The organism is Chitinophaga sp., from assembly GCF_035538455.1.
In the GTDB taxonomy this organism is placed as follows: Bacteria; Bacteroidota; Bacteroidia; order Chitinophagales; family Chitinophagaceae; genus Chitinophaga.
The window spans coordinates 1-18,555 of sequence record NZ_DATLKJ010000031.1 but is presented as its reverse complement, the minus strand read 5'-3'; the positions used below and the strand labels follow the sequence as shown (position 1 = coordinate 18,555).

Sequence of the window (18,555 nt, the reverse complement as noted above, 5' to 3'; positions counted from 1 at the left end):
GCTACCAGCTACCAGCTGTCAGCAGCTAGTAGCTAACTGTTAGCTCATCAGGTTTGCTTCCAGTTCCATTATTTTCTCAAACAATTGTTCGTACTGCTGGTTCGCTTTTTCAAGGAATTTAAGCACGTCCTGGTATTCGCTTTCTACCTGTGCGAACCTGGTTTTATCGCCGTAAGTGTCCGGGCTGCCAAGGCTGGCTTCCAGGTTGGCTTTGCGCTCTTTCAGGCTGGCCACCTGGCCTTCCACCTGTGAGAACTGTTTCTGTTGTTTCTGTAATTCGCGCTGTATTTCTTTATTGATGGCGCCTTTAGGGGCTTCCTCTACTTTGACAGGTTCCTGCTTACGGCTTTCTTTTTTGCTGTCGTCCTTAACAGGTGCGGCTTTTACAGTCTGCTGCGCGTTGTTGGCCGCCATTCTCTTTTTCCACTCTTCGTATTCGGCGTAAGTTCCTTTAAACTCTTTGATCTCGCCATCAACGATCTCCCATATCTTATTGGCCGTCTGGCTTACGAAGTAACGGTCGTGTGATACGAGTACGAGACTCCCTTCATATTTATTGAGCGCATCGATCAACATCTGTACGGAGTTCATGTCCAGGTGGTTGGTCGGTTCATCGAGCATGAGGAAGTTCGCCTGGCTGATGATTGTTTTGGCTAGTGCCACGCGGGCTTTTTCGCCTCCGGAAAGGATGCGGATCTTTTTAAACACATCGTCGCCGGTAAACAGGAAGCAACCCAGGAGCTGGCGCAGTTCCAATTCGGTACGGCCGCTGCCGAAGTTTTTCAGTTCATCGAGGATCTCACTGCTGAGGTCAAGCGATTCCAGCTGGTGCTGTGCATAGAAGCTGGTAACCACGTTATGGCCGGGAACGCGTTCGCCTTCGAACTGTTCCATGCCGAATATTATACGCAGCAGCGTGGATTTACCTTTACCGTTGGCGCCTATCAGGGCGATCTTGTCGCCGCGATTGATTTCCGCGCTGGTATTTTTTAATATCGAAATATCCCCGAAGCTCTTGCTGACATTATTCAGCGTACATAAGATCTTCCCGGGTGTTTTATCTATGGTAAAATTGATTTTGATCCTGGAAGGGCCGTTATCTACCTGTTCCACGCGTTCCAGCTTATCCAGTCTTTTCATGATACTCTGCGCCTGTGCAGCTTTGGAGGCTTTGGCCTTAAAACGCTCAATAAAGCGTTCCTGCTGGCGGATGTAATCCTGCTGGTTTTCGTAAGCGCGCTGCTGCATTTCGCGGCGGAGCTCTTTCTCCACCTCGTAGTCGGCGTAGGTGCCGGCGTAATGATGCAGCTGTTGCTGGTATACCTCCACGATTTTATTGACCATACGGTCCAGGAAGAAGCGGTCGTGCGATACGATGATTACGGCGCCGTTGTAACCTACCAGGTATCTTTCCAGCCATTCGATAGACGGAAGGTCAAGGTGGTTGGTCGGCTCATCGAGCATGAGCACATCGGGCTGCTGCAGGATAAGACGGGCCAGGAGCACGCGCATACGCCATCCCCCGGAGAACTGGTTGTAGGGGCGGTCGAGGTCGGGTGTGCTGAAACCAAGGCCTTCCAGTACCTGAGCGGTTTTATGTTTCATGTTATAACCATCCAGCGCGTCAAACTCGTGCAAGGCATCACTGAACTGATGAAGCAGCTCTTCACTCTGGTGCTCTTCCAGCTCTTTGGTGAGCCGCTCTATTTCTTTTTCCAGCTCCAGCGCTTTGCCGAAAGCCATCATGCCTACGGTGAGGATAGATTCGTCGGTTTCAAAGCTGAGCAGGTCCTGGTTGAAGAAACCTATGGTCAGCGATTTACTTTTATTAACACTTCCTTTGGAAACGGAATATTCGCCATTGATAATGCGCAGCAGGGTTGACTTTCCGGTTCCGTTCAGACCAATAAGGCCAACACGGTCACCCGGCTCAATATGCCAGGAAGAATCTTCCAGTATCACCCTGGACCCGAACTCAAACGTAATATCCTGTAATGCGATCAACATAAAAATCTGAAATTGAATAAAAAACGTGCAAAAGTACTATGATTTATTGGATTTTTTTGATTCTCCTGAGATGATAGTAGAAGAAGAGTGGTGGCCACTTTGCTTGAACCAGGCTGGCAGCCTGGGTTTCAACCGGTAAAAGCACGTCTTTATATCAAAAAAAAACGACAAATAATAACAAACAGAAATTCATGACTATATTCGTTATCAGAAATATAATATCATCAGGATAATCAAAATAGTATGAATCATAGTTTATGCGTTGCCGTTAGTGCAGCTCTATTGGTTACAGTAATAAGTTGCAACCAGCCTGCACAGAAAGAAGGAGAGGGCGCTGGTGCAGCTACCGCCGCTTTGCAGGCTCCCTACAGCCAGGTATTTTACGATTCCCTGCAGACAACTATGCAAACTTATTATCAGTTGTCAGCTGCACTGGTAAAGGCAGACAGCGTTACTGCTGATGCCGCGGCTACCTCACTGAAGTTACATGTGGACAGCCTGCCGGTGAACCGGCTGCAGATGGACAGTACGCATCTCAGTGGTATTACTGGTATTACCGGTAGCATCAGCGCTGAGCTGGCCGGTTTTACCGGAGAAAAAGAGATGGAGGGAAAACGCGCTTCTTTCCAGATGGTATCTGATATGCTATTCGACCTGGTGAAGAGTACCGGGCTGAAAGGGCAAACGGTGTATCGTCAGTACTGCCCAATGGCTTTTGATGACAAAGGTGCATACTGGCTAAGTGATAAACCGGAGATCGTGAACCCTTACTTTGGAGACAAAATGTTGCATTGCGGAGAAACAAAAGATACATTACTTTATAAGTAAGCAATTATTCGTGAGAGGTAGATTATAATTTAATGTATACGATTACGTTAATGTATACGATTACGGTTCAGATGTATGCATATTTGTCGTTACTCCTTGCCCATTTTATGGCTGCTGATTTTGGTGTGTTCACTGGCAAACGCCCAGCGATACACGCTTAGTGGCTATGTAAGAGACAGCACCAACGGCGAATCGCTGCCGGGCGCCACGATACAGGTGCTGGGTGGTTCCGCAGGCGTTCAGACCAACAGCTATGGTTTTTATTCCCTCACATTACCCGCCGGAGATTATACTATTACCTATTCCTTCCTGGGCTACGAAACAAAGCAGTGGCAGTTTTCGCTTAAAAGCAGCATGACCTATAACACAGATCTGACGCCGCGTCTCTACCAGGCGAGGGAGGTGGTCGTGTCCGGAAAGCGAAAAGATGCCAATGTAAAGAGTACGGAAATGGGGCGCGTGGAAATGACATCTGCGCAGGTGAAGAAACTGCCGGCACTGATGGGGGAAGTAGATGTACTCAAAGCGTTGCAGCTGATGCCTGGCGTTCAGGCTGCCGGCGAAGGGAATGCGGGCTTTTACGTGCGAGGCGGGGGGCCTGACCAGAACCTGATTCTGCTGGATGAGGCGCCGGTTTATAACACCGGTCATCTTTTCGGTTTCTTTTCTGTATTTAATGCAGACGCTATTAAAAGCACGACGCTTATCAAAGGAGGGATGCCGGCCAACTACGGCGGCCGCTTATCGTCTGTGGTGGACGTAGCGATGAAAGATGGTAATAACAAAACTTTCCAGGGGGAAGGGGGATTGGGCCTCATTGCATCCAGGCTGTCATTTCAGGGGCCGCTGAAGAAAGACAAAGCCTCGTTCATTGTATCGGCGAGGCGTACCTATATTGATCTGCTTACAAAACCATTCGTCAATAACACTTCGTATAGTGGTACAGGTTATTATTTCTATGACCTCAACATGAAAGTGAACTATACGTTTTCGGATAAAGATAAACTCTTCCTGAGCGGATATTTCGGGAAAGACGTTTTCTCTTTCAACAGCAATAACCGCAAGTTCAGCGTAAAGATTCCCTGGGGCAATACCACCGCCACTTTGCGTTGGAACCATGTATTCAGCAAACAGCTCTTTCTGAATACTTCACTGATATATAATGATTACCGTTTCCAGTTCAGCGCGTTGCAGAACAGTTTTAATATCAAGTTGAATTCAGGCATCAGTGATGGGAACCTGAAGATGGATTTTGATTACTATCCTGGCCCCAAGCACCACATCAAATTCGGAGGTAACTATATCTATCATGTCTTCACGCCGTCAACAGTAAGCGGTGAGCAGGATTCCACGGTTTTCCGACCGGAGAATGCATTTAAGAAGTATGCACATGAGGCGGCGGTATACCTGATGGATGACTGGGAGATCTCACCTGCATGGCGGCTGAATGTAGGGATCCGCTACAGTGGCTTTATGCAGATAGGGCCATATACCCGTTACCTTCGCGACGCTAATGACAGCAAAACGGACAGCGTCGTATACGGGCGCGGGCGGCCTGTGAGAACGTACGGAGGCTTTGAACCGCGTGTGACGCTGCGTTATGCCTGGAATGACAAAAACTCACTGAAGGCGTCTGTGACGCGCAATTACCAGTTCGTCCACCTGGTGACAAATGCCGGCACTACGTTGCCTACAGACGTGTGGGTACCTAGTACCTATAATGTGAAGCCACAAATCTCCTGGCAATATGCGGCCGGTTATTTCCGCAATTTCGAGGATAATATGTACGAGGCCTCCGTGGAGGCCTATTATAAGGATATGCGCCACCAGATTGAATACCGGGAAGGTTACACACCATCCTTAAAAGATCCTGAGCGTGATTTTGTATTCGGCAACGGAGAGGCATACGGCCTGGAGTTGTTTGTGAATAAGAAGCGGGGGCGGTTTACCGGCTGGCTGGGATATACGTTGGCCTGGACCTGGCGCCAGTTCCCGGATCTGAACGGCGGGAAACGTTTTCCTGCCAAGTATGACCGGCGGCATGATCTTTCATTGGTGGGGACCTATGAGCTCAATAAAAAGTGGAGCCTTTCTGCCGTGTTCATTTATGGAACGGGTAATACGACTACCGTGCCGGAGAAGTTCTATTTCGTAGAAGGTACGCTGGTGCAGGGGTACGGAGAGATCAATTCATACCGTATGGCGGCATATCATCGTTTGGATCTCTCTGCTATTTATACGCCAACGCCGCGTAGACCTAACAGGCGTTTTCATGGCAGCTGGGCGTTTTCTATTTACAATGTTTACAGCAGAAGGAACCCTTATTTCATTTATCTTGACCAGGAGGGAAATGCGGCTGATGGCTCACTTACCGTTACAGCCAAACAGGTATCGTTGTTTCCGATTATACCATCGGTCACCTATAACTTCAAATTTTAGGAAAAAAATCACGAGCAGATATTGGGGAAGAAAAAAGGGGAGCAATCAACGGGTATTGGCATTTATGGGGTAAAGCGAGAGAGGGGATCATTTCAGGAAATAATGCACAATGGCGACCAGACTGCCAGTAATGGCAATATATTGCAGAAGAGTGAAGTTGTTCTGGTTACTTTTGATTGAATTAATTTCACTTTTAATGAGTAGCTGCACAGCCATTATTTCTTTACTAAGCTCGGTTTTTATCTTACCAATTTCGTCTGTTAACTCCTTCTTTACAGAAAGCAATTCTGCTTTGGTTGCGAGCGTCTCGAAAGCCTTATCCTGACTAGCTTCGATAGTTTCATTGAGAACGATAGCAACCTCTCTGACTTCTTCGTCAGTTAGATGAAGAACTTTTTTACAGACGTCATAAATTTTTAAATTTAATGTTACCATAAGTGAAATTGTTTAAGTGATAAATTATTGTTTGATTTTAACATGAGACATTCGGTGAGTAAAAAGAGGGTAACAAGCCCTCCTGAGTTTGGAAATGTCTTTGTAAATAATTTCGATAGATGATTGTTCTGTCATAAGAAAATTGTTTTTGTGATAATCAGGTAATCAATATTTAAACTTATAAATGAGTAAATAGTCTGAATGCTAATCTTATTTCCGTATGATCTGAAATAGCCCATAGTGATGTGTTCTTACTAATTGATCCTGGATAATAAAAGCTGATATTACTTTTTTCTCATTAATAATCGTTTTTTATTATAAAAATGAAGTTAGATATTTTTTCAACTGAAACAATACCGCCGGATAAATATTTATTTTTAAAATCCTTTAGTTCGTTGATGTACAAGTCAAAATGCTAACAAACTATTTCTTAACTTCGCAAACATTTTAATTAGGAATTATAGCTCTTAAAAAAGCAAAGAGCTAACAGGTAAAGCGTATGATTAATATCACATTTCCGGATGGCGCAGTACGACAGTATGAACCAGGAGTAACTGCATTAGACATCGCCAAGTCCATCAGTGAAGGATTGGCACGTAAAGTATTGGCAGCAAAAGTGAACGGGCAGGTAATAGATGCCACACGTCCTATAACAACGGATGGCACGCTGCAACTGCTTACGTGGGTGGATACGGACGGTAAGGCAACGATGTGGCATTCATCAGCCCACCTGATGGCCGAAGCCCTGGAGGCCCTTTATCCGGGAGTAAAGCTGGGCATTGGTCCTTCCATTGAAAACGGATTTTATTACGATATAGACCTCGGCGGCCGCACCATTACAGACGATGACCTGAGAAAGGTAGAAGCCAAAATGGTGGAGCTTTCCAAAAATAACAGCGTATACGTGCGCAAAGATGTGAGCAAGGCCGATGCGCTCCAATATTTCACTGAAAAGGGGGACGAGTACAAACTGGAACTGATTAACGATCTCCAGGATGGCAGTATCACTTTTTACACGCAGGGCGGCTTCACAGATCTGTGCCGTGGCCCGCACATACCGAGCACCAGCTTCATCAAGGCTATCAAGCTGACCAACATCGCCGGTGCTTACTGGCGTGGTAATGAAAAGAACAAGATGCTGACCCGCATCTACGGTATTACATTCCCTACCCAGAAAGAACTGGACGAGTACCTGGCTACTATCGAAGAGGCCAAGAAACGCGACCACCGCAAGCTGGGCAAAGAACTGGAGTTGTTTGCCTTCTCTGAGAAAGTAGGGTTGGGGCTTCCGATGTGGTTGCCTAAGGGAGCTATGCTGCGCGAGCGCCTGCAGCGCTTCCTTCAGGAAGCACAGATTGCCAGCGGTTACCTGCCGGTTGTAACACCGCATATCGGAGGTAAGGAACTGTATGTAACTTCCGGTCACTATGAGAAATATGGTAAAGACAGCTTCCAGCCGATTCATACGCCGGAAGAAGGCGAGGAGTTCATGCTCAAGCCGATGAACTGTCCGCACCATTGCGAACTGTATAAAGCATCTCCCAAATCATACAAAGACCTGCCGGTACGCTTCGCGGAATTCGGTACGGTGTACCGTTATGAGCAGCACGGGGAGCTGCATGGTCTTACCCGCGTAAGAGGATTTACGCAGGATGATGCGCATCTTTTCTGCCGCCCTGACCAGGTGAAGGAAGAGTTCCAGAAAGTGATTGACCTCGTGAAGTATGTGTTTGACAGTCTTGGTTTCACAGAGTATGTAGCTCAGATCTCCCTGCGTGACCGGGAAGACCGCAGCAAATACATTGGTACGGAAGAAAACTGGGAGCTTGCTGAACGCGCGATCATTGAATCTGCTGCTGAGAAGGGATTGAATACTGTGACAGAATATGGCGAAGCGGCATTCTACGGACCGAAGCTTGACTTCATGGTGAGGGATGCGTTGGGCCGTAAATGGCAGCTGGGCACTATCCAGGTGGACTACAACCTGCCGGAACGTTTTGAGCTGGAATACATCGGGGCAGACAATATGCGTCATCGCCCGGTGATGATCCACCGTGCACCTTTTGGTTCGCTGGAGCGTTTCATTGCAGTATTGATCGAGCATTGCGCCGGTAAATTCCCGCTGTGGCTTACACCTACACAGGTGAAGATCCTGCCAATCAGTGACAAGAGCCAGGCTTATGCGGAAAAAGTGGCAGAATTGCTAAAAAAAGCAGAAATTCGCGCTGAGATTGATGACAGGAGTGAGAAGATTGGTAAGAAAATACGCGATACAGAACTGGCTAAAGTACCTTACATGCTGGTACTGGGCGAAAAAGAAGCGACTGACAATCTGGTTGCTGTACGCCGCCAGGCCAAGGGTGACCTGGGCGCTATGCCGCTGGAGCAGTTCATTGCGATGGTAAACGATGAAGTCATGAATCGCGGGCCGATTGAGTAGCCAGTATAAATGTGGAAAAAAAGTATATAAAAGAATGAACATTACTTAAATCGGGTATGTTAATTGCTGAGTATTTTCCACTTACATTTGTAATGAGTTGTTTTAGGTTCATGAGTGGTAATGGACCACGGACTATGGACAATTAATTTAATAATCTTTATTTTTTTTAATGCAACAAAGACCCAGACCAAATCCGGGCGGAAATAATAACAGGGGTAACAGAAATCCTAATTTCCGCAGGGAACAACAACAAGAACATCGCACCAACAGGATGATAAGGGTGCCTGAAGTAAGGCTTGTAGGCGAGAACGTTGAAGTAGGCGTCTACAGAACGGAAGAAGCTTTACGTATGGCTGAAGAGCAGGGATTAGACCTGGTAGAAATCTCCCCAAATGCAGTTCCGCCTGTTTGTCGCATCATCGACTACAATAAATTCCTCTACGAAAAGAAGAAGAAGGAGAAAGAGATGAAGGCGAAGGCGCACAAAAGCGAAGTGAAAGAAATCCGCTTTACGCCTAACACCGATGATCATGACTTTGACTTCAAAGCAAAGCACGCTGAGAACTTTCTGAAAGAAGGCAACAAGGTGAAAACCTATGTGCAGTTCAAGGGTCGGGCCATCATGTTCAAGGAACGTGGTGAGCTGATCCTCCTGAAGTTCGCTGAAAGACTGGCGGAAGTAGGTGGTCTCGAAAGTATGCCTACGATGGAAGGTAAGCGTATGATTGCCATCTTTGCACCGAAGACTGCGAAGAAGAAGGAGAAAGAACCAAAGGAGGCTAAAGAACCGCGTGTTGCTGAAAGCAAACCGGAAGACAAAGCATAAGGCTATATCTCATTACACCAAAATGCAGCCCGGCAGGCCATCACCTGCTGCGCTGCATTTTGCTATTTGAGCATATTCAACGCTTACATTTACAGCGCTGCCAGCACTTTCTTTGCCCTTGAACGTATAGCAGGCGCCGGTTCGTGTTCCAGGAGATCGTCCAGGATCAGCTTTATCTCATTTTTTATTTCCGGGTAGGTTTTCGACAGGTTGGCCAGTACCGTCATTGCAAAGGCTTTTACTGCAATGGTCTGCTGCGGATCTTCCAGGAATGCAAAGCTGGCATTCATAACAGGACCATGCAGCTCTTCGGGAATAGAAAGCTGTTCCAGCACGCGCAATACATTTCGTTTAACCGCTACCGGTAGTCCCGGCGTATTCATCCGGTCTACCATTGCCGTGAGGTGAGGTGTCATCAGTTCCGGATGGCTGTCGGCCACATAGCTTACTACCAGCGCACTGCGTTGCACTACGCGGTATTCATCTTCCAGGAATAGTTTCATCAGCTTCGCAAAACGGGTGGCGTCGGCGCCTATCCACGCGCTTATCCGCAAGGCCTGTGCACGGCTATGTTCTGCGAGTAATTCTTTTCGGATATCCATACTGCAGCAAGTTAACGTAATGCCCTGTAAACGGCAAGCGGGAGATTATGCCGGCTGTTGGTCAGACATGGTTCCATGCGCTGTGAGATAGCTGAGCGCCTTTTCCTTCATACGTGCAATATCTGCGGGATCGACAGGAACGCCGGTTTCCTTACCCATATCGTCCCATACACGGAGGTAGATGTATTTTTCAAACAACGGATCTTTGCGGAATGCCTCTGCCTCTTCATCATTCATTGGGCCGCCCTGGTATACGAGGGTTTCCTTGCTGGCATCAGAGAGCGTATCATAGTAGGCGCTGTCTGACCATGTGAGATAACGTTTGGTGGCCACATGGCTGGCTACGAGATGCGCCATCCGCTCAGGGAATCCACATTCCAGCAGAAAAGCACTTCCGAGCTTATCGTGGGCGAGTGCGCCGAAATCGCCCATCTGTGCTTCATTTTCGAAGAAATGGCCGATGTCGTGGAGAAAGGCGGCGAGTATCATTTCATCATCAAAACCGCTTCTTTCCGCAATCAGTGCGGCCTGCATCATGTGCATCATCATCGTTACACTTTCTCCGTATTCATGATGGCCGTGCTGGTCATACAATGCAAAGATCCTGTCAATAACCGCTACGGCGGAAGAAGTATTATCAGACATTTTCGTATATGTGTTGAGGTGAGTCAGCCGGAAATATTCCGGCGACACTATTAATATCGCATATACGCGGCATAGTTATATTACGGGAACATTAATTTTTTGTGAAGCCACAGAAAATCCGTCTCCTCCTACATGATTACTATGGGGTCGATTCTCAACATTTCCAATAGTATAATGGCTGCAGCACTCATTCAATATCTGTATAACAACAACATCATCATACTCATTTAAATCACATAAATCATAGTACCTTTACGCTTTACTTACCGGTTAATCTGATCCACTTTGCTTAAGAGAGAATTACGTGTTATCCTGCTGTCGCTGGCAGTCAGTTTTGTTCTTACGGTATTAAAATTTGCGGCTTACTATCTGACACACTCTGTGGCTATTCTGTCGGATGCTATGGAGTCGATCATCAATGTGGTGGCGGGGGGCTTCGCCAGTTACAGTATATATCTTTCCGGCAAACCGAAGGATGCTAATCATCCATATGGCCATGGTAAAGTGGAGTTTTTCTCTATCGGGTTTGAAGGCGCGATGATCTTCTTTGCCGGCATACTTATCCTGGTAAAGGCGGCGCAATATTTCATTGAGCCGCGTGAGTTGCATGAGATGGACAATGGCTTCTGGCTGCTGGGGGCGACTACTGTAGCCAATCTGCTGCTGGGCGTTTTCCTGCTGCGTTCTGGCAGACAGCTCAATTCCATCACCATCAGTGGCAACGGACAGCATATCATGACAGATGTTTACAGCAGTGTAGGGTTGATGATTGCGTTAGGCATTATCCGTATTACCGGCTGGAACTGGCTGGATCCGGCTGTATCCGTGCTGATGGGAGGGCTGATCCTCACCAAGGGTTACCAGCTGATGCGCCGCTCTATTTCCGGGTTGATGGATGAAACTGACATGCAGGTAGTAGATAAGGTGATTGCCATATTATCAGGCCATCGTATACCGGACTGGATTGATGTACATAATATGCGGGTACAGCAATACGGTAATAACTATCATATAGACTGCCATCTTACCGTGCCTTATTACCTGGAGTTAAGCGAGGCACATGATGTGATGAAGAAGGTGGAAGTGCTTGTCAATAAAGAGTTTGAAGGGGGAGAGGTAGAGTTTTTCATACATATGGATCCCTGTATTCCATCCTGCTGCCATTACTGTCTGAAAGCAGCGTGTCCCGTGCGCAGTCATCCTTTTACGGGAGAGATAACCTGGACACGGGACAATGTGTTGCCTAACAGGAAGCACGGCTGATTACTCTTCGCCGGCTTCCTCGCCATCGCCATGGCCGAGCATTTCGCGTATCGGCTTTACTGCCTGGTAAATGCCGCGGTTGTATTTATTTCCGAGAATGATCAGTGTAGTGGAATCCTGCACAAAGCGGTAGAATACAGTGTTGTTACCATGCCACCAGCCGTTGTGATAGATAATGTTTTTTGTGCTGTCCGGATACACCATCATGCGCCAGCCGAGGCCATAGTTGCGGACACCAGGCTTCTCATTGCTATAGGGGGTGTAGGCTGCTTTGAGCATCTCAGCATTCAGCAGTTTACCTGAATAGAGCGCCTGATCCCATTTGAGCATATCACGGGCCGTACTGTAAATGCCCTTATCACCCATTACGCCGTCCAGGAAAGTATCCGGTTCAAACTGTCCGTTATATTTATGGCTCTGTGTCTGATGTGGACGTGGGGCGGATGCAGGATCATATACAAATGTATTGGTCATATGCAGCGGTTGGAAAATATTCTCCTGCATGAATGCGGAGAATTTCTGGCCGCTTACTTTTTCCACAATGGAAGCCAGGAGGAGATAGTTAGTATTGCAGTATTGGAAGTGGGTACCCGGCAAATGTTGTACAGGCGGCTTATGTGCTGTCATCAGCCTGATGACTTCATCATTGGTGATAAAGTTCTTATCGTCTTTCCAGAGGCTGTCGCAGAAGTACAGATAGTTGGGCAGGCCGCTGCGGTGACTCAGCAGCATGCGCACATTGATGCCTTTATATGGAAAGTCGGGGAAAAATTTCTGCAGGGAGTCTTCCAGGCTCAGCTTCTGTTTCTGCACAAGTAACAGCACAGCCGCGCCTGTGAAGGTTTTGGTAACGGAAGCCAGCTGGAAGGCGGAGCTATCTGTTACCGGAACTTTCGTTCTGGAGTTTTCGTATCCATGATATTCTTCAAACAGTACGACACCTTTTTTGGCTACCAGTATAGCGCCATTGAAGCCGGTACGCAACAGCTTACCATCATAGAATGCACTGAGTTCACGTTGAAGCTGTACATTGCGTGGCGATTTGAGAATTGCTTCCCTGGCTGTTTCTGAAAGACCAATGGTATATTCGGAACTGTCTTCCGCCAATGCTTTCTTCCTGTTTGCTTCTCTGCGTGCTGCATTGCTCTGACAGCTGGAAACGATTGTTGCTCCTGATATGGTTACAATAATAAATAATGCGTTTAATCTCTTCATTAGAGGTAGTTCACTTCTTAATCTTTCTTAAATTCAGTTTCGGTCCAAAAATTCAAAGCGCTAAAATTATATTCTCCATCAATGGCAACCAAATAAAGTGTGGGAGGCCAGCTGCTTTTAATGTATTTTTAAGCATGGAAGATTAAAAATTATTCAAAAACAAACTGAATGACCCTATTTTATTGATGAAAATCGAATTTGATCACAACGTATTTGATTATTCCCAAACATCGAGTAGGTTTGTGCCTTGTTTTTCCCCGCGTAACCGCAATTATTAAGCCAATTGCATTACATGAGATATACATATAATTCTTTATAATATTATGGACCAGAAGTCAACAAGTTATCCGAAGGAAAAGATCAGCATTTTATTGTTGGAGAACATCAGCGATGCAGCAGTAGCCGAATTCACTACCGCAGGCTATAGCGTCCGTAAGTTGTCGGGGGCGCTGAATGAAGAAGACCTGATAAAGGAAATAAAGGATGTACATCTGTTGGGTATCCGATCTAAAACACAGGTTACCCGCAATGTGTTGGAAGCAGCTAAGAAGTTGCAGGCTATCGGGTGTTTCTGTATAGGGACGAACCAGGTTGACCTGAAAGCGGCCACCAGTCATGGTGTGGCGGTATTTAACGCACCCTATTCCAATACCCGCTCCGTAGCGGAGCTGGTGATCGGATTATCCATTATCCTGATCCGTCGTATTGTAGACAAGAATAATGCAGCGCATAACGGCACATGGATGAAAGAAGCCAAAGGCAGCTATGAGTTGCGTGGTAAAACACTGGGTATTGTGGGGTACGGTAATATCGGAAGCCAGGTGAGTGTACTGGCGGAAGGTATGGGTATGAACGTGATCTATTATGATGCGGAAACCAAACTACCACTGGGTAATGCGGTACAACAGAGAACGCTGAAGGAGTTGATGTCTCAGGCAGATATCATCTCGCTGCATGTGCCGTCTGTGAAGACTACCGTGAATATGATCAACCGGGAAACGCTGGCTGATGTGAAGAAGGGCGCCATTTTCATCAACTATGCCCGTGGTGAAGTGGTGGACCTGGAAGCATTGAAAGAATTCCTGGAAAGCGGTGCACTCTCCGGAGCCGCCATCGATGTATTCCCTGTAGAGCCGGAGAAGAATGGCGCAGCATTCAGCACGCCATTGCAGAAGCTTTCCAATGTGATACTCACCCCGCACATCGGCGGAAGTACCGAAGAAGCGCAGCATAACATCGGACTGGATGTGAGCAGCAAAATGCTCAACTACCTGGAGAAGGGCGCCAGCTTTGGTTCTCACACCGTGCCTGCCATCAGTGTACCACCGATTGAAAATACACACCGCCTCTTACACATTCACGAAAACGTACCTGGTGTGTTGTCTGCCATCAATACTGCTTTATCCGAAAATAAAATCAATATCCTTGGACAGTATCTCAAAACGAACGACCAGATCGGTTATGTGGTACTTGACGTAGACAGGCAGTTGTCGCAGGAAGCCCTGGCTCTGCTTAAAGGTGTTAAGCATACTATTAAGACAAGGTTGCTTTATTGATGATGATTTAAGAATTTAGGGATTACCTGATTTAGGAATTTAGGGATTTAAGGATTACCTGATTTAGGAATTTTATAAATGCAGCGAAGGTCAATAGTTCTTTTTAAACAACTATTATTGACATCCGCTGCATTTATAAAATTCCTAAATCAGGTAATCCCTAAATTCTTAAATCAATTACGTGCTTTTTACGTAAATTGTTTCAGATTTCTTTGTTATCCTTGCAGATAAACAGCAACATAAAAGAGCATGAACTTTCAAAATGTTTTATTAGCGGGAGCAGGGCTGATAGCGGGTCTTTTAACGCAAGGTAACGTCAATGCGCAGGACAGCAACCAGTGGGCGCCTGCCAACGTCAGGATTGACGGTCAGCCTACAGAATGGCCAAAGCCTTTGCAGTTCTACAACAACGACACGAAATTATTTTACACCATAGCCAACGATAAGGAAAACCTTTACGTAATTGTGAGTGTGCCTGATGCACAAAGCCAGGTGAAAATCATGCGGTCAGGACTGACGTTTTCCGTGAATGCTTCCGGGAAGAAGAAAGGAGGGGCCTCGCTGACTTTCCCGCTTATCACAGAAGCGGCTGTGACACCCGATGTACCGGAAGAATCCAGGCAGCGGGTAGCGGCAGAATGGAAAAAACAATCACTGGCCAACGTAAAAGAAATCAAGGTAGACGGGTTTACCGGCGTTACAGACGGCAATATCCCTACCGACAATAAATTCGGCATTCGTGCCGCAGCATCACTGGATGCCGCCGGCAACCTGGTATGTGAATTTGCCCTGCCGCTTAGCGCCGCCGGCATTACTCCAGGAACCGACAAACCAGTAGCTTACCATTTCAGGGTGAACGCATTAAACAAAGAAGAGCTGAAAGAACGCCAGAAAGCGGCTGCCAAAGCGCAGCAGGGACAGGGGCAAGGACAGCCGCCCATGCCAGGGCAAATGCAGGACATGATCACCCTTTACTACCCCAGTGATTTCTGGACCAGACAAACACTGGCAATACATCAGTAGAGGATTTTTTCATATAGCCTTAACCGTTGTTATGCATAAAAAAATATTATCCCTGGGCGCCAAAATCTTTATTGGCGGTATCTTAGGTGCCGGTATGCTGCTGGGTAGCTGCCGCAAGGACAATAAAGGCCAGAACCCCGTTACCCCGGAACCTGTTGCGGAAGATTCGCTCAAGTACCTGATGTACCAGATTATGCAGGTCACTTACGCAGATGGCGGCAGGAACAATGCTGCCGGTTTGCCTACCTACTACTGGTATTCTCTCGTCAAACAAAGGAATCCGCTGGATGCGCAATATCCCAACGCAGATACACTGCTTTCGCGCATGAAAGCCGATGCGCCGCTCGACCGCTACAGCTTTATTGACCGCGATGGAGCACTCACCAATAAACTGATGAACGGCGTATCTGAACAGGCCTTCGAAGCGGCCAGTGCTGATTACGGATTTGACTATGGTATTGTGGCCGGTGCTCCCGGTAAGGTGCGTTTGTTTGTACTGTATGCAGACAAGAACAGCCCTTCCGGACAAGCGGGCGTACAAAGAGGTTGGGAGATCACATCCGTTAACGGCAATACCAGCTTTGATGATACAAGAGCCTCGAAGCTCCAGATCTTCAACGACATCTTCAATAGCAAGAGCGTAAACCTGGTATTTCGCAAGCCTGATAACTCCACTACACCGCCACAAACCTTTAGCAGTAGCGGTACTTACGCCATTAACCCGGTGTTATACGATACCGTTTACAATGTGAATGGGAAAAATGTCGGATACTTCGTGATGTATACCTTCTCCAGCGTTGTGAATTCATCTGGTCAGACTACTGCAACCAAGACCGCACTGGATCAGGTGTTCAATAAATTCGCTTCAAAGGGCATCAGCAGCCTGATTGTGGACTTCAGATATAACGGCGGCGGTGCCGTTTCCACCGCAGAGTATCTGGATAATGCTATTGCACCTGCTTCTGCCTCCGGCAAAGTAATGTATAAGTATATCTATAATGATAAACTGATGCAAAACCTCGAAGCCACAAAATTGCAATCAACGGTGAACTTTTCTTCCAGTACAGGGTCCATGGCGCTTGACAAGATATTCTTTATCACAAGCGGTAGCACTGCATCTGCAAGTGAACTGACGCTGAACAACCTGAAGCCCTACTTCTTAAATAACCTGCAACTTGTTGGGCAGAAAACCTACGGTAAGCCGGTTGGCTTCATTGATTTCGAGATTGCGATGTATGTGAATAGCGTGAAGAAGCATCTCGCAGATCTTTATGCTATCAATTTCGAAACGCAGAATGCTAATGGCGGAGGGGGATATTATACTGGTATTGATGTAAATGTTACAGCTACGGATTATGTGAATGTTCCCTGGGGAGATCCGTCAGATGATAACCTGAAGAAAATATTCAGTTACCTGACCACAGGCAGTTACAGTCGTGCTGCCCCTGAAGGGAGAACAGCCGTTTCTACAGAAAGCAATCTCCGCGAACTTATACCCGGAGCCAAGCCTATGAAGGAATTCAACGGTATGGTAGAATTCAGGAAAGAGCGGATAAAGAATTTATAATTCTTAAGCATAATATTAAAAGCGAAGGGAGATTGATTTGTCAATCTCCCTTCGCTTTTTTAGTATACGATAATTTCATCTGTGAAGAGAAATCCGTGTTGGTCGTTCTTGGCACGGACCCTTATATAGCGGGCTTTCCGGCTCTGCAAATCCATTTTGAAGTCTTTAAATGTCAGGGTGGAGGTAGTAAGCGGCACATCGTTCTTTACCAGCGGTAATGTCTCGAAAGACTTGCCGTCATCGGATAGCGCCACTTCCACCCAGGCTGGCATATACACGCCAGGGCCGGTGAGTTGCATGAATCCGATGGACAAATGATGCAATGCAGTTACCCCGTTCATGTCCAGCGTTACATCGAGATCGTTGGTGAAGCCCTGCCACTGGCCGTCGCCATAAGTTAATGAACCTCTGTAGCCATTAACCAGCGTAGCTTCCTGTTGTGCCATATAGCTTTTGCTGTAAGGCAGGTTGTAGGTTACTTTTTTACCGATGGCGAGGTGATCGTCTACCTGCAGGATGGTTGGCCTACCCTGTAACTGCCCGTCTTTGAAAACTGCTGCGGTCACGGTAGCGGAGCCTTTCACCGGGAAGACGCCTTTGTACAATGCTGCATTGCGTGCAGGCGCTGTGCCATCCAGCGTATAGCGGACCTCCGGGTGATACTGCTCTGTTATAAAAGTAATATCTGTTTCATGCTGCGCAGGCTTGATATTAGTACGGATGGTAACCATGGGAGAAGGCCGGTAATAATTTACGTGCAAGCGTTGGAGTAGCAGGTAATGCGATTGCAGGCGGCGCTGAAAATCTTCATAGTTCTTTGCAGAAGTGTCGCTCCAGACTACTTCCGATAAAGCCAGCAAACGTGGGAAGGCCATATATTCCAGGTGATAGGAGGTGGGAATATATTCTGTCCAGATATTTGCCTGTGCGCCCAGAATGTGTCTGGCGGCAAGTGCATCCAGTTCTTTCGGAACAGGATTGTAGCTGTAAACTTTTTCCAGCGGAAGATAACCGCCGATGGCTTCCGGCTGTGTTGCGGGGTCAGACTGGTAGCTGTCGAAATAGCAATACCCGCCAGGTGTCATGATCACGTCATGCCCGGCTTTGGCAGCGGTGATACCACCGCTTTCGCCGCGCCACGACATAACGGTGGCCTGCGGCGCCAGACCGCCTTCCAGTATTTCATCCCAGCCAAGCAGCTTGCGGTGGTGCGCTGTGAGGAACTTTTCCATCCTGCGTACAGCATAGCTTTGCAGCTCATGTTCATCCTTCAGCTTTTCGGTACGGATACGCTGCTGACATTTCGGGCACTGCTGCCATGCTTTCTTGCTGGCTTCATCACCACCGATATGGATATACGAAGATGGAAATATGTCCATCACTTCTGTCAAAACATTTTCAAGGAAGGTGAAGGTGCTGTCATTGCCCAGACAAAACTCTGAATTTTTGTAGGGTATGCCGTAGCAGGAGAGTTGCGGATATACGGCCAGCACTTCCTCTGCGTGGGCGGGCATTTCAATTTCCGGTATTACGGTGATCCCGCGTGCAGCGGCGTATTTCACTACATCGCGCGCTTCTTCCTGTGTATAGTAGCCGCCGTATGCATTGGCATCACCTTCGGTGCTGTAGTGGCGGCCATTGTTCCACCATTCTTCCCAGGTGTTGTGTGTGCGCCACGCAGTCCTGGTTGTCAGTTCAGGATAGTGTTT

The 18,555-nt window shown here is 47.2% G+C and carries 14 protein-coding genes; 8 read left to right on the top strand and 6 right to left on the bottom strand.

Annotated features, from left to right (window positions below):
* Window positions 1-39 precede the first annotated feature (39 nt).
* Window positions 40-2,007 (bottom strand): ABC-F family ATP-binding cassette domain-containing protein, encoded by a 1,968-nt coding sequence (locus VM802_RS03025; RefSeq protein WP_325527832.1) that lies wholly within the window; start codon window positions 2,005-2,007, stop codon window positions 40-42.
* 243 nt (window positions 2,008-2,250) lie between these two features.
* Between VM802_RS03025 and VM802_RS03020 the strand changes: the two genes are divergently transcribed.
* Complete coding sequence (locus VM802_RS03020) at window positions 2,251-2,835, top strand: DUF3347 domain-containing protein (protein WP_325527830.1); 585 nt, start codon at window positions 2,251-2,253, stop codon at window positions 2,833-2,835.
* 75 nt (window positions 2,836-2,910) lie between these two features.
* Window positions 2,911-5,274, top strand: coding sequence for a TonB-dependent receptor (locus VM802_RS03015; RefSeq protein WP_325527828.1), 2,364 nt, complete (start codon window positions 2,911-2,913; stop codon window positions 5,272-5,274).
* Between the two features lie 87 nt (window positions 5,275-5,361).
* Here the strand turns inward: VM802_RS03015 and VM802_RS03010 are convergent, their stop codons facing one another.
* Window positions 5,362-5,709, bottom strand: coding sequence for a hypothetical protein (locus VM802_RS03010; protein WP_325527827.1), 348 nt, complete (start codon window positions 5,707-5,709; stop codon window positions 5,362-5,364).
* A gap of 499 nt (window positions 5,710-6,208) precedes the next feature.
* Between VM802_RS03010 and thrS the strand changes: the two genes are divergently transcribed.
* On the top strand, window positions 6,209-8,149 hold the full coding sequence (gene thrS / locus VM802_RS03005) for a threonine--tRNA ligase (protein WP_325527825.1): 1,941 nt from the start codon (window positions 6,209-6,211) through the stop codon (window positions 8,147-8,149).
* A gap of 169 nt (window positions 8,150-8,318) precedes the next feature.
* On the top strand, window positions 8,319-8,975 hold the full coding sequence (infC, locus tag VM802_RS03000; RefSeq protein ID WP_325527823.1) for a translation initiation factor IF-3: 657 nt from the start codon (window positions 8,319-8,321) through the stop codon (window positions 8,973-8,975).
* A gap of 89 nt (window positions 8,976-9,064) precedes the next feature.
* Here infC and VM802_RS02995 read toward each other — a convergent pair whose 3' ends face one another.
* Window positions 9,065-9,577, bottom strand: coding sequence for a HEAT-like fold family protein (locus VM802_RS02995; RefSeq protein WP_325527821.1), 513 nt, complete (start codon window positions 9,575-9,577; stop codon window positions 9,065-9,067).
* A 45-nt stretch (window positions 9,578-9,622) separates the two neighbouring features.
* Complete coding sequence (locus tag VM802_RS02990) at window positions 9,623-10,222, bottom strand: HD domain-containing protein (protein WP_325527819.1); 600 nt, start codon at window positions 10,220-10,222, stop codon at window positions 9,623-9,625.
* A 285-nt stretch (window positions 10,223-10,507) separates the two neighbouring features.
* On the opposite strand from VM802_RS02990, the gene VM802_RS02985 reads away from it, so the two are divergent.
* Window positions 10,508-11,485, top strand: coding sequence for a cation diffusion facilitator family transporter (locus tag VM802_RS02985; protein WP_325527817.1), 978 nt, complete (start codon window positions 10,508-10,510; stop codon window positions 11,483-11,485).
* On the opposite strand, the gene VM802_RS02980 is transcribed toward VM802_RS02985, so the two are convergent.
* Window positions 11,486-12,700 carry a serine hydrolase domain-containing protein gene (locus tag VM802_RS02980; RefSeq protein WP_325527815.1) on the bottom strand — a complete coding sequence of 405 codons (1,215 nt, stop codon included), beginning with the start codon at window positions 12,698-12,700 and terminating at the stop codon, window positions 11,486-11,488.
* A gap of 323 nt (window positions 12,701-13,023) precedes the next feature.
* Between VM802_RS02980 and serA the strand changes: the two genes are divergently transcribed.
* The 3 genes from serA (at window position 13,024) to VM802_RS02965 (ending at window position 16,846) form a co-directional block, all read left to right on the top strand.
* Window positions 13,024-14,256: a phosphoglycerate dehydrogenase gene (gene serA / locus VM802_RS02975; RefSeq protein ID WP_325527812.1), complete on the top strand. Its 1,233-nt coding sequence runs from the start codon at window positions 13,024-13,026 to the stop codon at window positions 14,254-14,256.
* Window positions 14,257-14,505: 249 nt separating this feature from the next.
* Window positions 14,506-15,279, top strand: a complete 774-nt coding sequence (locus tag VM802_RS02970) for a hypothetical protein (RefSeq protein ID WP_325527810.1) — start codon at window positions 14,506-14,508, stop codon at window positions 15,277-15,279.
* 31 nt (window positions 15,280-15,310) lie between these two features.
* Window positions 15,311-16,846: a S41 family peptidase gene (locus VM802_RS02965; RefSeq protein WP_325527808.1), complete on the top strand. Its 1,536-nt coding sequence runs from the start codon at window positions 15,311-15,313 to the stop codon at window positions 16,844-16,846.
* Between the two features lie 59 nt (window positions 16,847-16,905).
* Here the strand turns inward: VM802_RS02965 and VM802_RS02960 are convergent.
* Window positions 16,906-18,555 (bottom strand): beta-N-acetylhexosaminidase (locus VM802_RS02960; RefSeq protein WP_325527806.1); only part of this gene is annotated, 1,650 nt, incomplete at its 5' end.